This window comes from Serratia sp. X3 (assembly GCF_014982455.1).
In the GTDB taxonomy this organism is placed as follows: Bacteria; Pseudomonadota; Gammaproteobacteria; order Enterobacterales; family Enterobacteriaceae; genus Serratia; species Serratia ureilytica.
The window spans coordinates 827,018-849,883 of record NZ_JADCNB010000001.1 but is presented as its reverse complement, the minus strand read 5'-3'; the positions used below and the strand labels follow the sequence as shown (position 1 = coordinate 849,883).

General features: G+C 58.6%; 25 protein-coding genes. 10 read left to right on the top strand and 15 right to left on the bottom strand.

All coding sequences use genetic code 11. The annotated features are described in order from the left end of the window. Positions 1-517 precede the first annotated feature (517 nt). Positions 518-1,276, bottom strand: a complete 759-nt coding sequence (gene cutC, locus IMX17_RS04030) for a copper homeostasis protein CutC (RefSeq protein WP_182264311.1) — start codon at positions 1,274-1,276, stop codon at positions 518-520. Between the two features lie 101 nt (positions 1,277-1,377). On the opposite strand from cutC, the gene IMX17_RS04025 reads away from it, so the two are divergent. Beyond that, positions 1,378-2,526, top strand: a complete 1,149-nt coding sequence (locus tag IMX17_RS04025) for a MalY/PatB family protein (protein ID WP_182264310.1) — start codon at positions 1,378-1,380, stop codon at positions 2,524-2,526. Here the strand turns inward: IMX17_RS04025 and IMX17_RS04020 are convergent. The 3 genes from IMX17_RS04020 to IMX17_RS04010 all read right to left on the bottom strand — a co-directional run bounded on the left by IMX17_RS04020 (position 2,523) and on the right by IMX17_RS04010 (position 3,722). Continuing rightward, entirely contained in the window at positions 2,523-3,089 is a 567-nt protein-coding gene (locus tag IMX17_RS04020; protein WP_033643364.1) for a VOC family protein, read from the bottom strand. The two genes, IMX17_RS04025 and IMX17_RS04020, sit on opposite strands and share 4 nt — an antisense overlap. A gap of 41 nt (positions 3,090-3,130) precedes the next feature. Then, entirely contained in the window at positions 3,131-3,292 is a 162-nt protein-coding gene (locus tag IMX17_RS04015) for a hypothetical protein (protein WP_161796296.1), read from the bottom strand. Between the two features lie 271 nt (positions 3,293-3,563). Beyond that, a complete protein-coding gene (locus IMX17_RS04010; RefSeq protein ID WP_182264309.1) occupies positions 3,564-3,722 on the bottom strand; it encodes a hypothetical protein in 159 nt (52 codons plus the stop codon). A gap of 200 nt (positions 3,723-3,922) precedes the next feature. On the opposite strand from IMX17_RS04010, the gene argS reads away from it, so the two are divergent. After that, positions 3,923-5,653 carry an arginine--tRNA ligase gene (gene argS / locus IMX17_RS04005; RefSeq protein WP_182264308.1) on the top strand — a complete coding sequence of 577 codons (1,731 nt, stop codon included), beginning with the start codon at positions 3,923-3,925 and terminating at the stop codon, positions 5,651-5,653. A 64-nt stretch (positions 5,654-5,717) separates the two neighbouring features. Here the strand turns inward: argS and murJ are convergent, their stop codons facing one another. The 4 genes from murJ to rimJ form a co-directional block, all read right to left on the bottom strand. Beyond that, positions 5,718-7,253, bottom strand: coding sequence for a murein biosynthesis integral membrane protein MurJ (gene murJ / locus IMX17_RS04000; protein WP_182264307.1), 1,536 nt, complete (start codon positions 7,251-7,253; stop codon positions 5,718-5,720). Between the two features lie 106 nt (positions 7,254-7,359). After that, entirely contained in the window at positions 7,360-8,280 is a 921-nt protein-coding gene (locus tag IMX17_RS03995; protein WP_182264306.1) for a Gfo/Idh/MocA family protein, read from the bottom strand. After that, a complete protein-coding gene (locus tag IMX17_RS03990) occupies positions 8,273-8,917 on the bottom strand; it encodes a YceH family protein (RefSeq protein WP_094142743.1) in 645 nt (214 codons plus the stop codon). The genes IMX17_RS03995 and IMX17_RS03990 overlap by 8 nt, the downstream gene beginning before the upstream one ends. Before the next feature lie 9 nt (positions 8,918-8,926). Next, a complete protein-coding gene (gene rimJ / locus IMX17_RS03985; protein WP_033644290.1) occupies positions 8,927-9,511 on the bottom strand; it encodes a ribosomal protein S5-alanine N-acetyltransferase in 585 nt (194 codons plus the stop codon). Positions 9,512-9,857: 346 nt separating this feature from the next. Between rimJ and mdtH the strand changes: the two genes are divergently transcribed. From mdtH to IMX17_RS03960, 5 genes are all read left to right on the top strand, one after another. Then, positions 9,858-11,063, top strand: a complete 1,206-nt coding sequence (mdtH, locus tag IMX17_RS03980; RefSeq protein ID WP_094142744.1) for a multidrug efflux MFS transporter MdtH — start codon at positions 9,858-9,860, stop codon at positions 11,061-11,063. A 73-nt stretch (positions 11,064-11,136) separates the two neighbouring features. Next, entirely contained in the window at positions 11,137-11,385 is a 249-nt protein-coding gene (locus IMX17_RS03975; protein ID WP_033643371.1) for a hypothetical protein, read from the top strand. A gap of 126 nt (positions 11,386-11,511) precedes the next feature. Next, positions 11,512-12,159: a glutaredoxin 2 gene (grxB, locus tag IMX17_RS03970; protein ID WP_182264305.1), complete on the top strand. Its 648-nt coding sequence runs from the start codon at positions 11,512-11,514 to the stop codon at positions 12,157-12,159. Positions 12,160-12,193: 34 nt separating this feature from the next. Next, positions 12,194-13,834 carry an AarF/ABC1/UbiB kinase family protein gene (locus IMX17_RS03965; protein WP_182264304.1) on the top strand — a complete coding sequence of 547 codons (1,641 nt, stop codon included), beginning with the start codon at positions 12,194-12,196 and terminating at the stop codon, positions 13,832-13,834. Positions 13,835-13,986: 152 nt separating this feature from the next. Further along, the gene (locus IMX17_RS03960; RefSeq protein ID WP_016927416.1) at positions 13,987-14,550 is read left to right on the top strand and encodes a lipoprotein; all 564 of its coding nucleotides are present in this window, start codon (positions 13,987-13,989) and stop codon (positions 14,548-14,550) included. Between the two features lie 57 nt (positions 14,551-14,607). On the opposite strand, the gene yebF is transcribed toward IMX17_RS03960, so the two are convergent. The 5 genes from yebF to cspC all read right to left on the bottom strand — a co-directional run bounded on the left by yebF (position 14,608) and on the right by cspC (position 17,537). Then, entirely contained in the window at positions 14,608-14,967 is a 360-nt protein-coding gene (yebF, locus tag IMX17_RS03955; RefSeq protein ID WP_182264303.1) for a protein YebF, read from the bottom strand. 70 nt (positions 14,968-15,037) lie between these two features. Then, on the bottom strand, positions 15,038-15,346 hold the full coding sequence (gene yqfB, locus IMX17_RS03950) for a N(4)-acetylcytidine aminohydrolase (RefSeq protein ID WP_004927562.1): 309 nt from the start codon (positions 15,344-15,346) through the stop codon (positions 15,038-15,040). A 39-nt stretch (positions 15,347-15,385) separates the two neighbouring features. After that, entirely contained in the window at positions 15,386-15,709 is a 324-nt protein-coding gene (locus IMX17_RS03945; protein ID WP_033643375.1) for a YebG family protein, read from the bottom strand. 88 nt (positions 15,710-15,797) lie between these two features. Then, positions 15,798-17,180, bottom strand: coding sequence for an ATP-dependent RNA helicase DbpA (dbpA, locus tag IMX17_RS03940; RefSeq protein WP_182264301.1), 1,383 nt, complete (start codon positions 17,178-17,180; stop codon positions 15,798-15,800). Positions 17,181-17,327: 147 nt separating this feature from the next. Next, positions 17,328-17,537: a cold shock-like protein CspC gene (gene cspC / locus IMX17_RS03935; protein ID WP_004927572.1), complete on the bottom strand. Its 210-nt coding sequence runs from the start codon at positions 17,535-17,537 to the stop codon at positions 17,328-17,330. Between the two features lie 246 nt (positions 17,538-17,783). Here cspC and purT point away from each other — a divergent pair, with 246 nt between their 5' ends. Then, positions 17,784-18,962, top strand: coding sequence for a formate-dependent phosphoribosylglycinamide formyltransferase (purT, locus tag IMX17_RS03930; RefSeq protein ID WP_193549352.1), 1,179 nt, complete (start codon positions 17,784-17,786; stop codon positions 18,960-18,962). Positions 18,963-18,996: 34 nt separating this feature from the next. On the opposite strand, the gene IMX17_RS03925 is transcribed toward purT, so the two are convergent. Both IMX17_RS03925 and IMX17_RS03920 read right to left on the bottom strand, forming a co-directional pair. Then, positions 18,997-19,236: a YoaH family protein gene (locus IMX17_RS03925; protein WP_033643378.1), complete on the bottom strand. Its 240-nt coding sequence runs from the start codon at positions 19,234-19,236 to the stop codon at positions 18,997-18,999. A 70-nt stretch (positions 19,237-19,306) separates the two neighbouring features. Then, positions 19,307-20,308, bottom strand: a complete 1,002-nt coding sequence (locus IMX17_RS03920) for a glycosyltransferase (RefSeq protein ID WP_033643379.1) — start codon at positions 20,306-20,308, stop codon at positions 19,307-19,309. Between the two features lie 525 nt (positions 20,309-20,833). On the opposite strand from IMX17_RS03920, the gene pabB reads away from it, so the two are divergent. Together pabB and IMX17_RS03910 are read left to right on the top strand one after the other, a co-directional pair. Next, on the top strand, positions 20,834-22,207 hold the full coding sequence (gene pabB, locus IMX17_RS03915; protein ID WP_046896730.1) for an aminodeoxychorismate synthase component 1: 1,374 nt from the start codon (positions 20,834-20,836) through the stop codon (positions 22,205-22,207). Beyond that, positions 22,204-22,782 (top strand): CoA pyrophosphatase, encoded by a 579-nt coding sequence (locus tag IMX17_RS03910; protein WP_033644292.1) that lies wholly within the window; start codon positions 22,204-22,206, stop codon positions 22,780-22,782. The genes pabB and IMX17_RS03910 overlap by 4 nt, the downstream gene beginning before the upstream one ends. Positions 22,783-22,866 lie beyond the last annotated feature (84 nt).

Below are 22,866 nucleotides of genomic sequence, written 5' to 3'. Positions count from 1 at the left end.
GTCTGAGACGAACATCTCTTCATCGCCCATAAAACCATTTAGCTGACACCGCAATTAATATTAACAATTGATTTTACGAATGAACCAATGCCGTCTTGAATACAGATAATCTTGAGTATTTCGATGAGTTCCTGGCCCGTATTCGAAAACATCACCCTTCCACCGACACCGCAGGCGAATTCAAGTTTCACGAGACCAAAGCAGCGCGGATTATCATCACGGCGCAAATATTTCCCTTACAATGCGTTTTCCGAACGCCGTATGAGAACATACACGAAATGAAGCAGAGTCATATTTCGTAATGCACGGTACATGATGAATTAACCTAATCAATTCATAAACAAATCGTATAGACTCTTTACGTAATGCGCGAACTACCGTCTGGCATCAGTGTGAAATAAAAAAAGCCCCGGCAAAACGCCGGGGCCTGGTACTTGCGTGATCGCCGAAGGCTCAGCGACACGCAAAGGGGTCTTACGGCCCGGAAACCGGTTATCAAACGCGGTTAGCTGCGTGTTTATGCGCTTTGCGCCAAGGGGTCAACCAAGGCCAGCGCGTTTTTCATCGCCTCCACCATTTCGCCATCCACGCAATAATGGCTAAATTCATCAAACTCATTATCGGAACACATGGTGACCCCCGCCTTGCGGTAACGCATGGTCGATGGCACCAGATGGCCGGAAGAGCTGTGCAATTCATCCAGGCCGATATCGACAAACTTGTGCAAATTGCTCAGACGCACGCCAGCGCCCGCCATGATCACCGGGCCCTGGCTGGCCTGACGCAAATCACGCAGCAGCGGCAGGCCCAGTTCCGCGCTCTGCTGTTGACCGGAAGTCAGAATGCGCGCCACGCCCAGGTCGGTCAGTTGCTCCAGCGCCACCATCGGGTTTTGGCACATGTCGAATGCGCGATGGAAAGTGACGGCCATCCCCTCGCACAACGTCATTACCTCGCGCATGCGCGGCAGATCGATATGCCCTTCTTCGTCCAGCATGCCGACGACCACGCCGGGGAATCCCAACTCGCGGATCTGGCGGATATCCTGCTTGATCACTTCGAAATCCACCGCGCCATAACAGAAATCACCACCGCGAGGGCGTACGATCGGATGAACCGGAATCGAAACCCGTTCCCGCGCCAAACGCAGCGTGCCATAACTCGGCGTCAATCCGCCCTCGCTCTGGCTGGCGCATAACTCGATACGATCGGCGCCCGCCCGTTCGGCCGTTAGCGCGCAGTCGACGCTAAAGCAACAAACTTCCAGTTTTATCATTGTCACCCCCAGATAACGGCCAACATACGGCGGCAATTGTTCATTTCTTCATTTCTCACGTAGGCTCATGCTTAGGCATAAACCGGCTCAGGGTTGTAACTATGGCATTCAATTTTGATCAATGGGTAGACCGCAGTCACAGTGACAGCGTTAAGTGGGATAAATATCGCGACCGCGACATCATTCCGCTGTGGGTCGCCGACAGCGACTTCGCCTCCCCGCCGGCGGTCATCGAAGCCTTGCAGCGGCGCGTGGCGCACGGCGTGTTCGGCTACACGCACCCATCCCCCGATCTTCTTGAGGTTTTTACCCGCCGCATGGTAGAGCGCTACCGCTGGCACATCAAGCCTGAATGGATCCTTTTCCTGCCCGGCCTGGTGTGCGGCTTGAACCTGTGCGTACGCGCCTTCACCGAACAACATCAGAGCACGCTCGCGCCCAGCCCCATTTATCCGCCATTTCGCAAAGCGGCCAAATTCGCCGGGCGCAAGCACCTCTCGGTACCGCTGGCGGCAACAGGCCAACGTTGGGTGCTGGATTTTTCCGCGCTGCATGGGCAGCTCAGCGGCAATGAGAAGCTCCTGCTGCTGTGCAACCCGCAAAATCCCGGTGGCACCGTTTATCGTCGAGAAGAGCTGTCGCAGCACCATCAGTTCGCCCGCGAGCACGATTTAATCGTCTGTTCGGATGAAGTCCACTGCGAATTGCTGCTTGAACCCGGCGCACGGCATATTCCTTTCGCCACTCTGAACGAAGACGCGGCCCAGCGCAGCGTGACGCTGATGTCGCCGTCAAAGGCGTTTAATCTCGCCGGGCTGGGCGCCTCGATGGCGATCGTCCCTAATGAGGCGCTGCGACAAAAGCTGAAACGCGCGCGCAGCGGCATCGTGCCGGAGGTCAATCTGCTGGCGCTGGTTGCTGCCCAAGCGGCCTATCAATACGGGCAACCCTGGCTGGACGAGCAGTTGATTTATCTGCGCGCCAATCGCGATCGGGTGACAGAGCGCATCAACGCCATGCCGGGATTGAAGTTGTTGCCGATTGAAGCCACCTATTTGGCCTGGATCGACTGCGGCGCATTGCCGGTAGACAATCCGCATCAGTTCTTCGAACGCGCGGGCGTTGGATTAAGCGCCGGTTTGGATTTCGGCGATCGGCGCTTTGTACGACTGAACTTCGGTTGCCGGCGGGCGCTGCTCGATGAAGCGCTCGATCGCATGGCGCGGGCCTGCGCCACGCTGTTCGACTAGCCTTGCTCGCTGGCGACAATGTCCCGAATGGAGTAAGGATGAAACTTGATCGTGACCGTTCCATCGGTGATGGCCAGCGTCGGGTTCGGCAACCGCTCGCCCTCGCCTTTTGGCGAGCTTTGCTTCAGTTTGATCCCCGGCGCCAGCAACGCTTCATCAGCAAGATGGCTCAACGCGCGGGCGTGCAACGTCTGCGGATCGCCGCTCAGCACTAGCTCGACATGTTCCCACCCTTCATGCGGATACCGTTTCTCCCCGGGATACGGCAGCTCGACGCAATCTATCCGCCACGGCCCCACGGCCAGCGGCTGCTGTAAATCAAACAGGCAGATAGGCCGCCCGTTGATCATCGATTCGGACAATAGTGTCCCGCACTGCATCAATCCCTGGCGCCAGCGTTCGGCGGTAGCGTTCTGGTGACAGCGCAGGGAAATGTGATCGGCGGTAAACGAGGACAGGTCAAGCTGCAGTCTGGCGGCGAATTGTTGCAACGCCTGCTCGAAACGCGGCAGGTCGAGCCTCAGATCGTCAAGCTCGGCAATGGCCTGCAAGGGATTGGTCATAGAAACCTCAAAACAACGAGCGCAAAGTTAAACGCCGTAATTTACACGGTGGCGACGGCGCTCGCCAGAGTGGCGAGCTTTTTCAGCGGCAGTACAGCATAATTTTCGGTTCTGGATGGAGGACGAAAAAACCAGCGCTTATTAAGATGGCAGCTCATTAATTCGGCAACCAAGTAAAAATAGGATTTTTCGCAGACCATCATATCATTTCCTTATGACAGTAAGATTTAAGTTATTTTGCACAAAGCCCTCCTCTACCTGCGGGCTAAGTCGATTGATTTTTTTCGCTTAATCAAACCTCGCCCACTTATATAAATCACACAAAGCCAGAAGCTTAACCAATTGTAAACAAAGAGAATTCCGTACAAAAAACGATGAAAAAGTAAGGATTATCTTAATTTAATGCCGGGCAATTGATTCACCCACTCAACTCGGCTACTTTGGAGGAAATTTAAATTAGAGATGAACATTATGTTATTGCTGACGATATCCTTGGTGTTGATAATTATCGCCGTATACGCCATCTACCGTCATTTTAAATCTCGCAGCACCAATACGCTGGATTCCGGTCGCCGCAATAAAAAACGCTAGCCCCTCATTTTTTCCACCGTATATCTTCTCTCGGCTGTCCATCTTTTACCCCCACGGCAATAACGCGCGCCTCCGCAACTGTTTCATCGCTGCGGTCGCGCCAACTGCTGACGGGCTCCCTCAGATCGGTTACAATTGCAGGCTGTTTTGTGGAGGTCGCCGCCGCCCGCGCGCCGTTGGCCACCACCGTTGAATCCCTCGGGGGCTGGTTTCGGCCCCTCGTTCGTCATTAAGGTAACCCGGTGAATATTCAGGTTCTTCTTTCAGATAAAGTCAGCCAGGCGCTGATCGCCGCTGGCGCGCCAGCCGATTGCGAAGCGCAGGTCCGCCCATCCGCCAAGGCGCAGTTTGGTGATTACCAGGCCAACGGCGTGATGTCAGTCGCCAAAAAGCTGGGCATGCCGCCCCGTCAGCTGGCGGAAAAAGTGGTGCAACTGCTGGATCTCGGCGACGTCGCCAGTAAAGTGGAAATCGCCGGCCCCGGCTTTATCAATATCTTCCTGAACAGCGACTGGGTCGCCCGCCAGGCCGACCAGGTGCTGAACGCACCGAAATTGGGCATTGCGCCGGTTGAACCGCAAACCATCGTTATCGACTATTCCGCGCCGAACGTGGCGAAAGAAATGCACGTCGGCCACCTGCGCTCCACCATCATCGGCGACGCCGCCGCGCGTACTCAGGAGTTTCTGGGCCATAAAGTGATCCGCGCCAACCACGTCGGCGACTGGGGCACCCAGTTCGGCATGCTGATTGCCTACCTGGAAAAAATGCAGAATGAAAACGCCAGCGATATGGGCTTGTCCGATCTCGAGCAGTTCTACCGCGAAGCCAAGAAGCATTACGATGAAAACGCCGAGTTCGCCGAGCGCGCACGCGCTTACGTCGTGAAGCTGCAGGGCGGCGATCAATACTGCCTGAAAATGTGGCGCAAGCTGGTCGACATCACCATGGCGCAAAACCAGCTGACCTATAACCGCCTGAACGTCACGCTGACCGAAGACGACGTGATGGGCGAAAGCCTGTATAACGCGATGCTGCCGGGCATCGTCGCCGATCTGAAAGCCAAAGGGCTGGCGGTGGAAAGCGAAGGCGCCACCGTGGTGTTCCTCGACGAATACCAGAACAAGGACGGCGACCCGATGGGCGTCATCATCCAGAAAAAGGATGGCGGCTACCTCTACACCACCACCGATATCGCCTGCGCCAAGTATCGCTACGAGACCCTGGGTGCCAATCGCGTGCTGTATTACATCGATTCCCGCCAGCATCAGCACCTGATGCAGGCCTGGACCATCGTGCGCAAAGCCGGTTATGTGCCGGAGTCCGTCTCGCTGGAACATCACATGTTCGGCATGATGCTGGGCAAAGACGGCAAGCCGTTCAAAACCCGCTCAGGCGGCACCGTGAAGCTCTCCGATCTGCTGGATGAAGCCATCGAACGCGCCGAACAGCTGATCGCCGGCAAAAATCCGGACATGCCGGAAGACGAAATGAAGGCCATCGCTCGCGTGGTCGGTATCGGCGCGGTGAAATACGCCGATCTGTCGAAAAGCCGCACCACCGACTATGTTTTCGACTGGGATAACATGCTGGCCTTCGAAGGCAATACCGCGCCTTATATGCAATACGCCTATACCCGTGTGGCCTCGGTATTCAAACGCGCCGGAATTGACGAAAGCAGCCTGACGCTGCCGCTGACCCTGACCGAAGAGCGTGAAATTGCGCTGGCCACTCGCCTGCTGCAGTTCGAAGAGGTGCTCACCGCCGTCGCGCGTGAAGGCACGCCGCACGTCATGTGCAGCTACCTGTACGATCTGGCCGGCTTGTTCTCCGGCTTCTACGAGCACTGCCAGATCCTCAACGCCGACAGCGAAGAAGCCCGTCAGAGCCGCCTGAAGCTGGCGCTGCTGACCGCCAAAACGCTGAAAACCGGCCTGGATACGCTGGGCATCGAAACCGTCGAGCGCATGTAAACCGCGCCGCGCGGAAAAGCAAAAAGGTCGCCGTGGCGACCTTTTTTTTACGCTTTCACTCGGCTCAGACGACCCGGCGCGCGAAATCACGCGGGCGGAAACCCAACCCGGCCAGCACGCCGAAGTAGGCTACCACACCGGCCACCACCACCGCCGCCAGGCGCAGCAAACGCTCCAGCATGTTGCCCTGATCCCAGGCCGGCATCAGCCACATCGCGCCAATCAATACCGCCGACATCACCAGCACCGCGATGACCAGCTTGGTGAGGAACAGCGCCCAACCCGGCTGTGGCTGGAAGATTTTCTGCTTGCGCAGCTGCCAATACAGCAGCGCGGCGTTCAGGCAGGCCGCCAAACCGATCGACAGCGCCAGGCCGGCATGCTTCAGCGGACCGATAAACGCCAGGTTCATCACCTGCGTCATGATCAGCGTAATGATGGCGATCTTGACCGGCGTTTTGATGTCCTGGCGCGAATAAAAGCCCGGCGCCAGCACCTTAACCACGATAAGCCCCATCAGCCCCACCGAGTAAGCCACCAGCGCGCGTTGCGTCATCGCCGCGTCAAAGGCGCTGAACTTGCCGTACTGGAACAGCGAGACGGTCAACGGTTTGGCCAAAATACCCAGCGCGATGGCGCTCGGCAGCGCCAGCAGAAAGCACAGGCGCAGCCCCCAATCCATCAGGCGCGAATATTCGTCGTGGTTGCCGCTCGAGAAGCTTTTGGCCAGCGACGGCAGCAGGATGGTGCCCAATGCCACGCCCAGCACGCCGGAAGGAAACTCCATCAGGCGGTCGGCATAGTACATCCAGGACACCGAGCCGGACACCAGGAACGATGCGAAGATCGTGTTGATGATCAGCGAGATTTGGCTGACCGACACCCCAAGGATCGCCGGCCCCATCTGGCGCATCACCCGCCAGACCCCGGCGTCGCCCAATTTGATGCGCGGCAGCACCAGCATGCCGATCTTGCGCAGGTGCGGCAGCTGATAGCCCAGTTGCAGCACGCCGCCGACCACCACCGCCCACGCCAGCGCCAGCACCGGCGGGTGGAAATACGGCGCGGCGAACAGCGCGAAGCCAATCATGCTGACGTTAAGCAGCGTTGGCGCAAAGGCCGGGATCGAGAAACGGTTCCAGGTATTGAGGATCGCCCCCACCAGCGAGGCCAGCGAAATCAATAGAATATAGGGGAAGGTAATGCGCAGCAGCGCCGACGTCAGCGCAAACTTGTCGGGCGTATCGGTAAAGCCCGGCGCAGTGATATAGATCACCCAGGGCGCGGCCAGCATCCCCAGCACCGTCACCACCGCCAGCACCAACGTCAACAGCCCGGAGACATAGGCGATAAAGGTGCGCGTCGCTTCCTCGCCCTGCTGGCTCTTATATTCCGCCAGGATCGGCACGAAAGCCTGCGAAAATGCGCCTTCGGCAAAGATACGACGCAGCAGGTTAGGAAGTTTGAACGCCACGAAGAAGGCGTCCGTTGCCATGCCGGCCCCGAACACGCGCGCGACGATCGCATCGCGGGCAAAGCCCAACACCCGCGAAAACATCGTCATCGAGCTGACAGCAGCCAAGGATTTGAGTAGGTTCATGTGGTTGTCTGATAGGTACCGTAAATATCAACGCCTGCAACAGCAGGCGTCAGTGAAACAATCGGCTCAGTTTACGCATCCGGAAAAGAATAGCTACCGCCATATGTTACATAGAGTTATCGCGTAATAAACGCTCGACCAACCGCTGGGCCACCAGCGCCTGCTCGCCGCCGGTTTCCGGCGCGCTCTGATTGGCGACGGCGCTGAGGAAATGCCGCACCGCCCCGTCGAAACCGCGTTGCACCAGCGTGCTTTGCCACCCCGGCACCGGCTGCTCCAGCTCGCCCTGCACATCTTCACGCAGCCAGTGACGCATATCTGTCAACTGATACAACGCGCCGTCGGTCACCGCCTGCACGCTTTCGCGCTGGCTGCCGCCGCGGCGATGCATGCTGGTCGTCACCTGCGTGTCTCCGCAGGCGAAGTGGTGTTCGGCATACAGCATTTCGCCTGCGGCGTTAACGCGCAAGCTGCCGCTCAGCAGTTGCTCACGCCCGCCAGCCAGCCACAGAGCAGTATCCACCACATGCAGGTAATCATCCAACAGGGTAAAACGCAGGTCTTGAGGGCCGACGCTGTCCGCCCGGTGTTTATCCATGCGAATGGAAGCAGGATGGTTCATTTGCTGCTTGAGCTGCTGATAAAGCGGCGCGAAACGGCGGTTGAATCCCACCATCAGCGTTTTGCCCCGCCGCTCGGCCAGCTCGAGCAACTGCTCGCCCTGCTCCAGCGTTTCCGCCAACGGTTTATCGACGTAAACATGCACGCCACGGTTGAGCAGCTCGCCAATCACCGAAAAATGGCTGGCGGTGCTGCTGTGGACAAAGACCGCGTCGCACTGTTCGGCCAGGCTGTCCAGACGAGGGAAACAGGCCATGCGATAGCTGTCACATATCGGCTGCGCCTTTTGTTGATTGGGAGAAAAGCCGCCCACCAGCGTCCAGTCCGCCGCCTGCCCAAGGATCGGCAGATACGCTTTCTGCGCGATGCCGCCCAATCCCACTACACCCACACGCAATTTAGTCATTCGTCTCTCTCGCCAACAGTTGCTGCATTTGCCGTTTCAACTCCGCCACTTCAGTTTCCAGCGCGCTGACCCTGGCGCTCAATTCGTCGTCGGCCTCCGGCTCGAGCGCCGGCGGCGCCTCATCAACCTGACCGCTGAACAGATGCATGAAGCGACTTTCGCGCTTGCCGGGCTCACGCGCCAGGCGCACCACAAACGGGCCATCTTCCCGGGTGGCCAGCTGCTGCAGCACCTGTTCAACCTCGCTGACATCGCTAAACTCGTGCATTCGGTTGGTGCGCGTGCGCAACTCGCCCGGCGTTTGCGCGCCGCGCAGCAGTAAGGTGGCGATCACCGCCAGTTCGGCGGGAGAGAGCTTCAGCTGGCCAAATTCGGAATTGCAAAACCGCTGCTCGTATTTCACAACCCGATTGCCGAACCCGCTGAGGGTGCGCAGGAAATGTTTGCGCAGCAACAGATCGAGGAGTTGCTGCACCTCGCTTTCGCTCAGATCCATCACCGGCTCGCGGTTGGTCTTTTGATTACAGGCCAGGGTAATGGCGTTAAGCGAAAGCGGGTATTGGTCCGGCGTCGTCACCTGTTTTTCCAACAGGCAGCCGATGACCCGGGCCTCTTTGGCGTTCAATTCATATTTCATCGTTGGGCCTCAACGTGGGGGTAGCCACTCTTTATTGGTGTATGCCGTCAAAACGTGGTCTTGCCACTTGCCGTCGATCAACAGGTAATCTTTGGCGTAACCTTCGCGTTCGAATCCCAGACGCGTCAGCAATGCGCCGCTGCGCTGGTTATGCGGCATATAGTTGGCCATGATGCGGTGCATGCGCTGTTGGCGCAGCATATAGCGGATGGCGGACTGCAAGGCTTCGAACATCAACCCCTGCCCCTGCCATTTCTCCCCCAGCGAATAACCGAGGAAACAGGCGTGAAACGAACCGCGCAACACGTTGCTGAAGTTCGCCACGCCGCGGACTTCCTGCTCTTCCGGATCGAGCAGGATAAAATAGTAGGCGCTGCCCTGCTTTTGCATTTCAGCGATCATCCCCAGGCGCGCCTGCCAGCCGGACGGATAACAATGGCTTTCATCGCGCACCGGCTCCCAGGGTTTGAGAAAGGTCCGGTTCTCGGCATAATAGTCCGCCAGACGATAGGCGTCCCGTTCATGCACTAAACGGACCACCATCCGGTCGGTAGTAAGACGTACTTTTGGCGATGCAGAGCGGTAGCCGAACATCATTTCCCCCGCGGTCAAAACGGTTCGATAAGAAGTATTTATTAGGAAGCGTCGTGGATAATTATCCGACGCCGATCTGAGGCCATGACTTTATGTTGCCAATAGCGCCTCAGAACCGCGCTCCCTTGCATTCAATATAACCGTAGGCCGCCCCCGAGGTAAAATACCGGCCGCTCAGTAAATCGCCGAATACGCGTTTTACCGCGTTTTTCCGCCAATTTTGCAGTTCAGGTAACACCTTGACGATAAAAAAATATTATCTACTCCGCCCCTGTCGCCGTCCGGCAATTGGGTAGAGAATGGTGGGGTTGCCTTCCCCCTCTCTCTTAATTGCTCATGGTGATGCATGTCTCTGGTGTCGCAAGCGCGCAGCTTGGGTAAATATTTTCTGTTGCTCGACAACCTGCTGGTGGTTTTAGGCTTCTTTGTCGTGTTCCCGCTTATTTCGATCCGCTTCGTCGATCAGCTGGGATGGGCGGCGTTGATCGTCGGCATCGCGCTGGGTTTGCGTCAGTTGCTGCAACAAGGGCTCGGCATCTTTGGCGGCGCGATCGCCGATCGCTTTGGCGCCAAGCCGATGATCGTCACCGGCATGCTGCTGCGCGCCGCCGGTTTCGCCACCATGGCGATGGCCGATGCGCCGTGGATCCTGTGGTTCTCCTGCGCGCTGTCCGCCCTCGGCGGCACGCTGTTCGATCCGCCGCGCACCGCTTTGGTGATCAAACTGACCCGTCCGCACGAACGCGGCCGCTTTTTCTCGCTGTTGATGATGCAGGACAGCGCCGGCGCGGTAGTCGGCGCGCTGATCGGCAGTTGGCTGCTGCAATACGATTTCCACTTTGTCTGCTGGGTCGGGGCGGCGATCTTCGTGCTGGCCGCCGGCTGGAACGCCTGGTTACTGCCGGCTTATCGCATCTCCACCGTGCGCGTGCCGATGAAAGAAGGCATGTTGCGGGTCATGCGCGATCGCCGCTTCCTCACCTATGTCCTGACGCTGACCGGCTACTATATGCTGGCGGTACAGGTGATGCTGATGCTGCCGATCGTGGTCAATGAAATTGCCGGCTCACCGGCGGCGGTGAAATGGATGTACGCGATCGAAGCGGCGCTGTCGCTGTCGCTGCTCTATCCGCTGGCGCGTTGGGGTGAAAAACATTTTCGGCTTGAACAACGCCTGATGGCGGGCCTGCTGCTGATGACGCTCAGCCTGCTGCCGATCGGCCTTGCCAGCAGCCTGCAAGGCGTGTTCACGCTGATCTGCTGTTTCTATCTGGGTTCGATCATCGCCGAGCCGGCGCGCGAAACGCTCAGCGCGTCGCTGGCCGATCCGCGGGCGCGCGGCAGCTACATGGGCTTCAGCCGCCTCGGGCTGGCGTTGGGCGGTGCGTTGGGATATACCGGCGGCGGTTGGATGTACGATACCGGGCGGATGATGAACATGCCGGAGCTGCCCTGGCTGCTGCTCGGCGCCGTCGGCTTCGCCACGCTGCTGGCGCTGTACTGGCAATTCAGCCCGCGGCGCAACGCGTCGGTGATACTGCGCGGCGGCTAACGCCATAGAAATCCGGCCGAATCGGCAACAGCTGCTATCCTGTTAGTAAAAACACCCACAGGAGCCCGTCGGCATGAGCGAAGAAGCCAAATTACCGCAACTACTCGAACATATGATACTGAACTTGCGCATGATTTATGCGCGCTCCACCCTGGTGGAAAAGGCGCTGGCGCATATCCTCGCCAGCGACGCCGGCCTGAAAAACGATATTATCAAACAGCTGCAGGTCGTCACCGCTGCCAACGAACGCGATCAGATCGATTTGGAACAAGCCCGCATTCACCTGATCGATGTGCTCAACTCGGTACCGGTCAAGAAATAGCCCCCTCGCCCGCGCCTGTTGCGCGGGCAATATCGCAATAACGCACCATCCAACACACGCGTTTCAAGACAGCCTCGATAAGCTGTGGTAACTATTGCTGTTAAAACCTGACAACCCGGAGCAAGCATGAAACTGTTCATTTACGATCATTGCCCATTCTGCGTTAAAGCCCGCATGATTTTCGGCCTGAAACATCTGCCGATTCGCCTGGTCACGCTGCTCAACGACGATGAGACGACCCCGTTCAATCTGATCGGCAAAAAAATGGTGCCGATCCTGATCAAAGACGACGGCGAAGCGATGCCGGAAAGCCTGGATATCGTGCGCTATGTCGATGGCCTGGACGGCAAACCGGTGCTGACCGGCCGCACCAACCCGGCCATCGCCGAGTGGTTGCGCCGGGTCGACAGTTACGCGGCCAAATTGCTGTTGCCGCGTATTGCGCATGCCGATTTCGAAGAATTTGCCACCGAAAGCGCCCGCCGTTACTTTATCGATAAAAAGCAGGCGTCAATCGGTGATTTCGCCGAGCATCTCGCCAACAGCGCCGATCTGATCGCCGAACTGGAGGCCGACCTGCAAACGCTGTCATCGCTGATCGTCTCCGCCGACGCCGTGAACGGCGAGCTTTCTGAGGACGATATTCATCTGTTCCCGCTGCTGCGCTCATTGTCGATCGTCGCCGGGGTTGCCCTGCCGGACAACGTGGAAGCCTACCGCAACCGCATGGCGCTGCGCTGCGAAGTGCCGTTGCTGCTGGATATGGAACAATAACGTTCGACTGTCACAAAAAGGATATGGCGTACTGATGCTGAAAATGGTGCTCGCCACCGCTCGCGATCGGGCGCGGCTGAAGGAAATTACTTCCGTTCTAATTCGTTATGGTTTGCAAGACGTTCTGCGCCTGCTGGGCCTGGGGGCGTTGCTGCGTGGCGCCCGCGGTGAGCCCGCTCGGCAGGACGCGCAGCCCCTTCCTCAGCGGCTGCGCGAAGCGCTCGAGGCGCTCGGCCCAACCTTCGTCAAATTCGGCCAGATCCTGGCCACGCGTTCTGACCTGTTGGATCCGGCCTGGACCGACGAACTGGATCGCCTGCACAGCCAGGCGGCGGTGTTGCCATGGGAAATGCTGGCGCCGCAGATCGTTGCCGATCTCGGCGCTGATCCCGAGCAGCTGTTTGCCGAATTCGATCGCACACCGCTGGCCGCGGCGTCGATGGCGCAAATTTACCGCGCACGCCTGCACAGCGGCGAACAGGTGGTGGTGAAAGTGCTGCGCCCCGGCCTGGCAAAAACCATTCACGCCGATCTGCGGCTGCTGGCCTCGCTGGCGGAAACCGTGGAGCAGCAGAGTCAGGCGCTGGCGCGCTATCGACCACGGCAGATGGTCAGAGCGCTGGCGACGGCGCTCAATCATGAACTGGATTTGACCCATGAAGGGCATAACTGCGATCGCGTCGCCGGCATGTTTGCGCATGAACCTGACGTGGTCGTGCCGAAAATCTATTGGCAATGGTCTTCCCCGCGTCTGTTAGTGCAGGAATACTTGCCCGGCACCGCGCCGGAGAACCCCCGGCAGTTGGCGGAAGCGGGATTTGACGGCCCGCTGCTGGCGCGGCGCGGCGCCCGCGCCTTTATGAGCATGGTGCTGGAGCACCGGCTGTATCACGCCGATCCGCACCCCGGCAACGTGATGGCGCTGAGCGGCGATCGCGTCGGCTTCATCGACTTCGGCATGGTGGGTCAGTTGTCCGAACGGCGGCGCAACCAGTTGCTCCTGCTGCTGCAGGCCATCGCCGATCGTCAGTCCGAAGGCATCGTCAACACGCTGATCGCCTGGTCGGACAGCGAACCGCTGGATCTGATGGACCTGGAGCTGGCGGCGCAAAACTTTCTCGACAAACAGGCCGCCGCCACCCTGACGCTCGGCAAAGCCCTCACTGACCTGTTGGTGATGGCGCGTGAGCACCAGCTGGCGCTGCCGCCGGATCTGGTGCTGCTGTTCAAGGCCTTAATCACCGCCGACGGCGTGCTGCACCGGCTGGATCCGGCCTTTGACATCGTCGCCACGCTCAAACCGATGCTGCAACAAACGGTGCTGCAACGTTATGCCCCTGACGCCGTGCGCCAACGGCTCTTGGCCCTGGGCGGGGAAGCGCTCGACGCCGGAGAGGAGCTGCCGCAAACCCTGCGGCTGTTGGTGCGCCGCCTGAAACGCGGGCAGCTCAATGCCGACATTAACGTCAAGAACCTCGGTCAGTTGAGCAAAGCGCTGGAGCGCAGCGCCGTCACCCTGGCCATCGCCATCGTCACCGCCGCTTTTGCCCTGGGGTTGGCGCCTTATCTGATGCATTCGTCGCTGCGGCTGTGGGGCATTCCGCTGTTCCCGCTGTTGGGAGGCGCAGCCTGCCTGGCCGGCGTGATCCTCTTGGCGCTGCGATTACGGCGCTGACGCTTTCGGCGTTATCCGATAGGTCTCGCCCTGTTTTACGCGCACTATTCCCGCCATACCGCCGCCTGCCGTTTTCACGCGCAGGCGGAGCGTTTATAATGATTAATCAATTATCTGCAGCACTTTTCGCCAGCAGTCGCAATGAGGCATTAATGAAGAAGATCCTGATGGGCGCAGCCGCCCTGCTGTTCGCCGGCGTATTGGCCGGTTGCAATCAACTGACCCAGTACACCCTGAGCGAGCAGGAAGTGAATGATTACCTGCAGAAACATAACGACTATCAGAAGCAGATCGGCGTGCCCGGCCTGCTGGACGCCAACATCGTGCTGACTCAGTTGCAAAGCCAGATCGGCCGCAGCGAACCGGGTAAAGTCACCCTTTCCGGCGACGCCAAGGTCAACATCACGTCGATTCTCGGCCCGCAGACCGCGGATCTGAAGCTGACGCTGAAGGCGCAGCCGGTTTATGACCGGGCGCAGGGCGCCATTTTCCTGAAGGACATGGAGCTGACCGATTACAGCGTGCAGCCGGAAAAAATGCAGACGGTGATGAAAGCGCTGACGCCGTATCTGAACCAGTCGCTGAAATCCTACTTCGACCAAAAGCCGGCTTATGTGCTGAATCCTGACAACAGCAAAACCGAAGCGCTGGCGAAAAAACTGGCGAAAGGGTTGGAAGTGAAACCGGGTGAATTGGTGATCCCGTTCAGCGACTGACGCCGCCTGAGAACATCAAGCCCGCCGCTCGGCGGGCTTTTTACTGCCGGGAAAGCCTTACTGCGGGGCGCTGTAGGCGATTTCGCCGGTGTTGCAGTTGAGCGTCACGTTGTAGGTTTTATCTGCCTTGGTGCCACGCACCGTCAACGGCACCTGCCATACCTGATCCTTGCCGCTGATGGCATCCGGGCTAACCCAGGCAATCGGCGTTGCGGTACCCAGCAGCTTTTTGTCCGACTCCCAGCGCGTAATGCGGTTCTGCAAGAAGTCGCGCTTGACCTGGGCGGCGATATCCGCCGGCTGCAGGCCCGCACACTGCCCCACCTTGGCGGCGCGCTGTTCGTGATCCTGCGCCCACAACGCCGTCGATGCTCCCATCATGGCCAACAAGGCGATAGCCAAACCCGTTTTTTTCATATGTCCTCCCGTTGTGATTAGCGCTATCCGGGCGCCCATCCCTGGCTCACAACAGGGCTTCGGCAAAGGGTTACCGTTTGACGAACTCAATGACAAACAGCGCATCCAGGCCCGGATAGATTTCCTTGATCACCTGCTTCAGTTCGCCGAGCGACATGTTCTCCTGCTGTGCGTGGCGTTCGGTCAGCGCATCCAGGCGCACCGGCGTTACCGACAGCACTTCGATAAAGCAGAAAAATACGCCGTCCTCATTGCGGCTGACGCGCAATACCTCGCCCGGTTCAAAATGCGATTCACTGGCATCCCGAATGGTGATGGTTTTACGCCCGGCCAGAATGTCTTGCTCAAAGCGGCTGAAGAAAGTTATTTCACGGCTCATTTTAGATCCTTTTTCATCACAACACCGCAACATAAGTCATTATGCCGCCTGCTTTTCTGACGCAGATCCCTCTTTTGGGGTAGAGGCCGCTTTTTTCGCTTTGCTTTCCGCCGGTTTCTTGAGGGTTTCCGCCGGCGATGCGCCGCGCAGAATCAGACCCAGCGCATCCTTGTTTTCCGCCAGGAAGAAGCTCAGCCCTTCGCGCTGTTCGTCATCCAGGTTCAGCGGCGCCTGCTGCAGCCACTCCCCAAGGTTGTCCGCCAGATCCAGCATTTTGTCGTAGGCGTCGGCTTCTTTCTTGCTCGCGAAAGTCATTTTTTCCTCACCGTTTCTCACCACCACATATTTAACTTCAACCGCCATGCGTGCGTCCTCAAATACTCAAATTACTGTTATTATATACAGTATAAATAGATCGTGGCGGGAAGGCAAACCGCCGCCCGCCTGCGGCTTATTTCAGCAGCCGCACCTTGCAGCTTTTGCCTTTGATTTTGCCCTGCTGCAACTGTTGCAGCGCCTTGCGCGCGCTGGCTTTGCGGATCGCGACATAGGCATGCACCGGGAACATATCGATCTTGCCCACTTCCGCCGCCGTCAGCCCGGCATCACCGGTCAGCGCCCCGAGAATATCGCCGGGACGGATCTTCGCCTTGCGGCCGCCGTCGATACACAGCGTCACCATTTCCGCCTCCAGCGAGCCGTTGGCCGCCCCGCTCAGCTCGGACACCGGCGACCAGTCGACGCTCATCTGCAGATAGTCTTCAATCGCGTGCGCACGCGCCATTTCCTGCGGCGTGCACAGGCTGATCGCCAACCCGCTCATGCCGGCGCGGCCGGTACGGCCAATACGGTGCACATGCACTTCGGGATCGAACGCCAGCTCGTAGTTGACCACCAGCTCCAGCTCTTTAATATCCAGCCCGCGTGCAGCGACGTCGGTCGCCACCAATACCCGGCAACTTCGGTTGGCGAAACGCACCAACACCTGGTCGCGGTCGCGCTGTTCCAGATCGCCATGCAGCGCCAGCGCGCTGATGCCGCGGGCTTCCAGGGCCTCAAGCACCGTCTGACAGTCGCGTTTGGTATTGCAAAACACCACGCAGGACGCGGGTTGATGATAGCGAATGGCCGACACCAGCAGCGCCGGGCGCTGATCGCGCGTGGTCTCATAAAAGCGTTGTTCGATGGAGGTCTGCGCTTCGCCATCGTCCACCTCGACGCTCAGCGGCTGGCGTTGCACGCGCGCGCTGATGCGCTCGATGCCTGCCGGGTACGTGGCGGAAAACAGCAGCGTCTGACGTTGCGGCGGCGTATAGCTGATCACATCGTCGATGTCGTCGGCGAACCCCATGTCCAGCATGCGATCGGCCTCATCCAGCACCAGCACCTTCAGCTCGTCCAGCTGCAGCGTTTTCTTGCGCAGGTGTTCCTGGATACGGCCCGGCGTCCCCACCACGATGTGCGGCGCATGCACCAGCGAATCGAGCTGCGGCCCCATCGGCTGGCCGCCGCACAGCGTCAGGATCTTGATGTTTTGCGTAAAACGCGCCAGGCGACGCAGCTCTTTGCTCACCTGATCGGCCAGCTCACGGGTGGGACAGAGCACCAGCGCCTGCGTGGCGACCTGACCGACGACGATACGGTTTAGCAGACCAATGCCGAAGGCCGCCGTTTTACCGCTGCCGGTTTTCGCCTTGGCGCGCACGTCTCGCCCTTGCAGGATGGCGGGCAATGCGGCGGCCTGTACCGGCGTCATTTCGGCGTACCCCAGTTCGTTGAGGTTGGCCAACTGTTCGGCTGGCAGCGGCAGGGAAGAAAAAGAAACTGTGCTCACGGCGATAACTCTTATATGACGAATGGAATGGCGGCGCGCCCGCAGGTAAGCGCCGAATCAGCGGTAAATGATAACAGAGATGGGCGGCGTTACGGGGTGCGGGCATAAAAAAACCCGCCGGCGGCGGGTTTCTTGGCAACGCAGTCGTTAAATCGCAACGACGTTGGCTGCGGCTGGGCCACGTTGGCTGTCCTGGATGGAGAACTCAACCTGCTGGCCTTCAGCCAGGGTCTTGAAACCATCGCTGACGATAGCGGAGAAATGAACGAAAACGTCTTTAGAGCCGTCGGCAGGGGTAATAAAGCCGAAGCCTTTGCTTTCGTTGAACCATTTAACGTGACCAGTAATCTTGCTCATTTGTGTTTCCTTTACTTGATAAACCTGCCTTGACGGCACGAGACGCGAAAACCTTTCAATAAGTAGGCCTTCTTTCGCCGTCGGTTATTAACGCACAATCGCTCATACAGGGCAAATATTTCTGTTTGTTATAAAAACAGCCAGTTAGCAACAAAACCGGCGCGGCGGCTGCGCGCGCAATCGTTTTCGTATATACTGCCCGCCGATCATCAATCCGCTTACTTTCACCGATCCAGGTACGAAACTATGTTAACGATTGGAACCGCCCTGCGCCCTTCCGCCACCCGCGTCATGTTGCTCGGCTCCGGCGAGCTGGGTAAAGAAGTCGCCATTGAATGCCAGCGCCTCGGTCTGGAGGTGATCGCCGTCGATCGCTACGCCGATGCGCCGGCCATGCATGTGGCGCACCGCAGCCACGTCATCAATATGCTGGACGGTGACGCGTTGAAAGCCGTCATCGAACACGAGCGGCCGGACTATATCGTTCCCGAAATCGAAGCGATCGCCACCGCCATGCTGGTCGAGCTTGAACGCCAGGGCCACCGCGTAGTGCCCTGCGCCGAAGCCACACGTCTGACCATGAACCGTGAAGGCATCCGCCGTCTGGCGGCGGAAGAGCTCGGTCTTCCTACCTCCAGCTACCGCTTTGCCGACAGTGAAATCGCCTTCCGCCAGGCGGTTGAGCATATCGGCTACCCGTGCATCGTCAAACCGGTGATGAGTTCTTCCGGCAAAGGCCAGAGCCTGATCCGCACGCCCGAACAGCTGCAAAGCGCCTGGAATTACGCCCAACAGGGCGGCCGTGCCGGCGGTGGCCGGGTGATCGTCGAAGGGCTGGTAAGATTTGATTTTGAAATTACGCTGCTGACCATCAGCGCCGTGGATGGCGTGCATTTCTGCGAGCCGATCGGGCACCGTCAGGAGGATGGGGATTACCGCGAATCCTGGCAGCCGCAACGCATGTCGGCTACGGCGCGGAGCCGGGCCCAGGCTATCGCCGAGAAAGTGGTGAAGGCCCTGAGGGGCTTCGGGCTGTTCGGCGTGGAGCTGTTCGTCTGTGGCGACGACGTGATCTTCAGCGAAGTGTCGCCACGCCCGCACGATACCGGCATGGTCACGTTGATTTCACAGGATCAGTCTGAGTTCGCCCTGCACGTGCGCGCGTTTCTCGGTTTGCCGATCGGCGCTATCCGCCAGTTCGGCCCTTCCGCTTCGGCGGTGATCCTGCCACAGCTCACCAGCACCGATGTGCGCTTCAGCGGATTGGAAAACGCGCTGCGCGGGCACAACCAGCTGCGTCTGTTCGGCAAGCCGGAAATCGACGGCCAGCGCCGCCTGGGTGTAGCGCTGGCGACGGCGGACACCACGGAACTCGCGGTGGAACTGGCGAAACAGGCCGCCGCCGCCGTGGCGGTCAACCGCTAAAACTGACGGGGCCGCTTGCGCGGCCCCGATAACATCAATAGTCTTCGTCTTCTTCAGCATCGTCATCCCGCGACGCCTCCGGCGCGGCATCTTGCTGCTCGTCTTCGTCATCGAACAGCACCGCGACATGAGCGCCCTGATGCTTCTCACGAATTTCCTGCGCAACGCGAGCAATGGCTTCACCGCTGCTCATGCCCTGTTCCATCAGCTGATGGATGCGATCCGCCGCTTCCTGCTGCTCCGCGTGGCTCAGTAATGGCATACCTGCATGCATGTGTCGTTCTCTCCGGCAAAAGGGAGAAGGAGTATACGCGCTAACGCGGCGGATCCCAACGTCTTGTGCCTCAGGCCGGCTGTGAACAGCCGTTATCGTTGCGCCACTGCTTTAAACGGTGCCGCCACAGCATGACATGCCACCCCTGCTTCACGCCGCGCGCATTGGCGAGCATCGCTCTGTCGATGCCGCGTTGATAGAACTCTTCGGTAATCTGATTCTGAGCGGCCGGATCCGGCTCACGGCGAATGCTGTGGCAAATCCCCAGCGCTTCACGGGTGATCTGCCAATGAAACGCCGGCCGAATGGCGATGGTGCTCGCATAGCGCAGGTTGAGCCGCTCCAGCATTTCGACGATTTTCATATAGTGGCGCTGATAATCCACGTTAGCCTTGCCGGTGCGGCGGCGATTGCTGATCGACTTGTCGTGCACCCGTTGGCGATACAGCGGCGTGCTTAAATATTTGACCCGCTTGGCATTAAACATGACCTCCGTCGTCCAGGGAATATCCTGATGATGTAAGCCCGGTTCAAAATAGAGCCGATGCTGGCGGATAAAATCGAGACGATATATTGCCAACCACACAACGTGAATAAACTTTCGCGATTTCAACGCGCGTTCGAACCATTGAACGCCAGTGATAACATCAGTGGTGCGTAAACGCTCCTGAGGAAAAATCGGCTGCAATTCGTCCTGGCTGGCAAAATAGCGTTCGCCATTGCATTGCATCACGTCTAATTGGTGCCGTTCGGCCTGCTCCAGCAGCGTGGAATACATTTCCGGCGCCAACAGATCGTCAGCGTCGGGAAACGCCACGTATTTTCCTCGGGCAACGGCGAGCCCGGCATTACGCGCATTGGAAACGCCGGCGTTCGCCTGATCGATAACCCGAATATGCGGATGCGCCGCCGCATAGCGGTGGGCGACCTCCCCCGAGCCGTCGGTGGAACCATCGTTAACGATGATCACCTCCAGCCGCTGTTCTCGTTGGGCAAGCAACGAAGCCAGGAAAGGCTCTAACAGTTCTCCCGCATTGTGCATCGGGACGATGACGCTCAGCATTAACGACATAGGCAGCTCTTCAATAATAATGTAACAAAATGATAATTTTATTTTTTTAAAAAATAGAAATCGCTTCAGCGGCCGAGCGAAATATGACGCGAACATTCACATTTTCGCCGCAGGCTAAATAAGATTCATCTTGTTTGTCTTTTCATGCTTTCGGCAAGAAAAGCGTTCCATAACAAGGAATAGCTTTCACAAGACGGCCACCTTAAAAAACACAGGCAAAACCGTTTCGCATCGCCCGCTTAATAACGGCGAGCAACAATAAAAGTGTGAAATTAACGAGTTGTCTTTATATTTCTCGGGTCTTGCGCCCTCGATGAAAAATGCTTCCAGTTATTTTGACGTTAAATTTTTAACATAGAGAAGTAAGATGAATGGCGCAAAAAATGCCTTATTTCAGGTTTATTGAACTGCCGTTTATGTGAGGTGTGCTGCATGTCTCGCATGGCAAAACATGCATGCCATGCCCGTCTATGGCACACTAGCCGCCAGATATTGCCGTCTTCACAGCCAGGTTTATTGACGTTCATGAGCGTAACCGCCCCAAACATAAAGTCTTTGCCCTACCATCGCAGCGCCCTGATGACGCTTTTTGCCCCGCTTTCATCGCAGCCTTGGGCGATGCTGTTGCATTCGGGCTTTGCCGACCATTCGCACAACCGCTTCGATATTCTGGTCGCGCAGCCGCGCATTACTCTCACGACTCATGGCGCCACCACGGAAGTCATAAGTGACGACGTAACAATACGCTCGCAACAAGATCCGTTTGAGTTGCTGCAACAGCAGATGGTGGCGCAAGATTGGCAACCGGCCTTTAATCCGGATCTGCCGTTTCAGGGCGGCGCCCTGGGGCTGTTCGGCTACGATCTTGGGCGGCGGGTGGAAAGCTTGCCGCAGTTGGCCGAAGCCGACCTCGCCTTGCCGGACATGGCGGTGGGCATTTATGACTGGGCGCTGATCGCCGACCACCGGCTGCAAACGCTGACGCTGCTCAGCTATGGCGACGTGGAACAGCGCTGGCGCTGGCTCAATAGCCAAACCGCGCCTGCAGCACGCCCTTTCACGCTGCTGAGCGACTGGCGCGCCAATATGAGCCGGCAGCAGTACGGCGAGAAGTTCCAACGCATTCAGCACTACCTGCGCAGCGGCGACTGCTACCAAATCAATCTGGCGCAGCGATTCTCCGCAGACTATCAGGGAGATGAATGGCAGGCGTTTTGCCGATTGAGCGCCAGCAACCGCGCGCCGTTCTCCGCGTTCTTGCGTCTGCCGCACAACAGCGTGTTGAGCGTTTCTCCCGAGCGCTTCCTGTGGCTGGAGCAGCAGCGCATCCAAACCCGCCCGATCAAGGGCACGCTGCCGCGGCTGGCGGACGCGGAACAAGACGCCGCACAGGCTCGTCGTTTGGCCGAGTCGCCCAAAGATCGCGCTGAGAATCTGATGATTGTCGATCTGCTGCGCAACGATATCGGCCGCGTCGCCCAGCCCGGCAGCGTGCGCGTGCCGGAGCTGTTCGTCGTGGAGCCGTTCCCGGCGGTGCACCACCTGGTGAGCACCATCACCGCAACCCTGCCGGACACCGCCTCGGCGACCGAACTGCTGCGCGCCTGCTTCCCCGGCGGCTCGATCACCGGCGCGCCCAAGGTGCGGGCGATGGAAATCATCGAAGAACTGGAGCCGCAGCGTCGCAACGCCTATTGCGGCAGCATCGGTTACCTGAGCGCCTGCGGCACCATGGACACCAACATCACTATTCGCACGCTCGTCACCGAAAACGGCCGCATCTATTGCTCCGCCGGCGGCGGCATCGTGGCGGACAGCCAGGAACAGGCGGAATATCAGGAGACCTTCGACAAGGTTGGCCGCATTCTGCCGCAGCTCGGGGAGTGCGCCCAGTCGTGATCCCACCAAATGCACCGGCCTCACTGCACGCCTTTATCAGCCGTTTCCAACTGCAGCTGCCGCAGGCGGCGCAGATCTCGCACAATGTGCGCCCGGCCGCGGTGCTGATCCCGATCGTCTGCCGCGCCGAGCCGACGCTGCTGTTGACCCGCCGCGCCGACTCGCTGCGCAAACATGCCGGCCAGGTGGCCTTCCCCGGCGGCAAAACCGACGCCGAAGACGGGTCGGCGATCGTGACGGCGCTGCGAGAAGCGCAGGAAGAAGTGGCGATACCGCCGCAGGCGGTTACCATACTCGGCCAAATGGCGCCGCTCGACAGCAGCACCGGATTTCAGGTCACGCCTATCGTCGGCCTGGTCTCGCCGGACGTGCAGTTCCGCGCCAACGAAGGCGAAGTGGCTGACGTGTTTGAAATGCCTTTGCGGGAGGCGCTGACCCTGTCGCGTTACTACCCGCTGGACATTCATCGCGCCGGCCATACGCACCGGATTTACCTTTCCTGGTACCACAGCCAGTTTATCTGGGGGCTGACCGCCGCCATCATTCGCCGTCTGGCGCAGCAAGTCAGTATTTAGCCGGCATTGCGTGATCTGACTCGTAATATGGCACGGTTACCGGCCTCCGCTGCGGGTAAAGCGATCGAAATCACTTCATTTGAT

Bases quoted from the DNA above. Each gene is read 5' to 3' on its own strand.
- IMX17_RS03995 (WP_182264306.1), bottom strand. From the start codon at position 8,280: ATGACTAAATTGCGTGTGGGTGTAGTGGGATTGGGCGGCATCGCGCAG.
- IMX17_RS03990 (WP_094142743.1), bottom strand. From the start codon at position 8,917: ATGAAATATGAATTGAACGCCAAAGAGGCCCGGGTCATCGGCTGCCTG.
- IMX17_RS03920 (WP_033643379.1), bottom strand. From the start codon at position 20,308: ATGTCGTTAATGCTGAGCGTCATCGTCCCGATGCACAATGCGGGAGAA.
- IMX17_RS03945 (WP_033643375.1), bottom strand. From the start codon at position 15,709: ATGGCGGTTGAAGTTAAATATGTGGTGGTGAGAAACGGTGAGGAAAAA.
- yqfB (WP_004927562.1), bottom strand. From the start codon at position 15,346: ATGAGCCGTGAAATAACTTTCTTCAGCCGCTTTGAGCAAGACATTCTG.
- murJ (WP_182264307.1), bottom strand. From the start codon at position 7,253: ATGAACCTACTCAAATCCTTGGCTGCTGTCAGCTCGATGACGATGTTT.
- cspC (WP_004927572.1), bottom strand. From the start codon at position 17,537: ATGAGCAAGATTACTGGTCACGTTAAATGGTTCAACGAAAGCAAAGGC.
- grxB (WP_182264305.1), top strand. From the start codon at position 11,512: ATGAAACTGTTCATTTACGATCATTGCCCATTCTGCGTTAAAGCCCGC.
- IMX17_RS04025 (WP_182264310.1), top strand. From the start codon at position 1,378: ATGGCATTCAATTTTGATCAATGGGTAGACCGCAGTCACAGTGACAGC.
- yebF (WP_182264303.1), bottom strand. From the start codon at position 14,967: ATGAAAAAAACGGGTTTGGCTATCGCCTTGTTGGCCATGATGGGAGCA.
- IMX17_RS03965 (WP_182264304.1), top strand. From the start codon at position 12,194: ATGCTGAAAATGGTGCTCGCCACCGCTCGCGATCGGGCGCGGCTGAAG.
- IMX17_RS03975 (WP_033643371.1), top strand. From the start codon at position 11,137: ATGAGCGAAGAAGCCAAATTACCGCAACTACTCGAACATATGATACTG.
- pabB (WP_046896730.1), top strand. From the start codon at position 20,834: ATGAGCGTAACCGCCCCAAACATAAAGTCTTTGCCCTACCATCGCAGC.
- purT (WP_193549352.1), top strand. From the start codon at position 17,784: ATGTTAACGATTGGAACCGCCCTGCGCCCTTCCGCCACCCGCGTCATG.
- IMX17_RS03925 (WP_033643378.1), bottom strand. From the start codon at position 19,236: ATGCATGCAGGTATGCCATTACTGAGCCACGCGGAGCAGCAGGAAGCG.
- cutC (WP_182264311.1), bottom strand. From the start codon at position 1,276: ATGATAAAACTGGAAGTTTGTTGCTTTAGCGTCGACTGCGCGCTAACG.
- IMX17_RS04010 (WP_182264309.1), bottom strand. From the start codon at position 3,722: ATGGACAGCCGAGAGAAGATATACGGTGGAAAAAATGAGGGGCTAGCG.
- IMX17_RS03960 (WP_016927416.1), top strand. From the start codon at position 13,987: ATGAAGAAGATCCTGATGGGCGCAGCCGCCCTGCTGTTCGCCGGCGTA.
- rimJ (WP_033644290.1), bottom strand. From the start codon at position 9,511: ATGTTCGGCTACCGCTCTGCATCGCCAAAAGTACGTCTTACTACCGAC.
- IMX17_RS04020 (WP_033643364.1), bottom strand. From the start codon at position 3,089: ATGACCAATCCCTTGCAGGCCATTGCCGAGCTTGACGATCTGAGGCTC.
- IMX17_RS04015 (WP_161796296.1), bottom strand. From the start codon at position 3,292: ATGATGGTCTGCGAAAAATCCTATTTTTACTTGGTTGCCGAATTAATG.
- mdtH (WP_094142744.1), top strand. From the start codon at position 9,858: ATGTCTCTGGTGTCGCAAGCGCGCAGCTTGGGTAAATATTTTCTGTTG.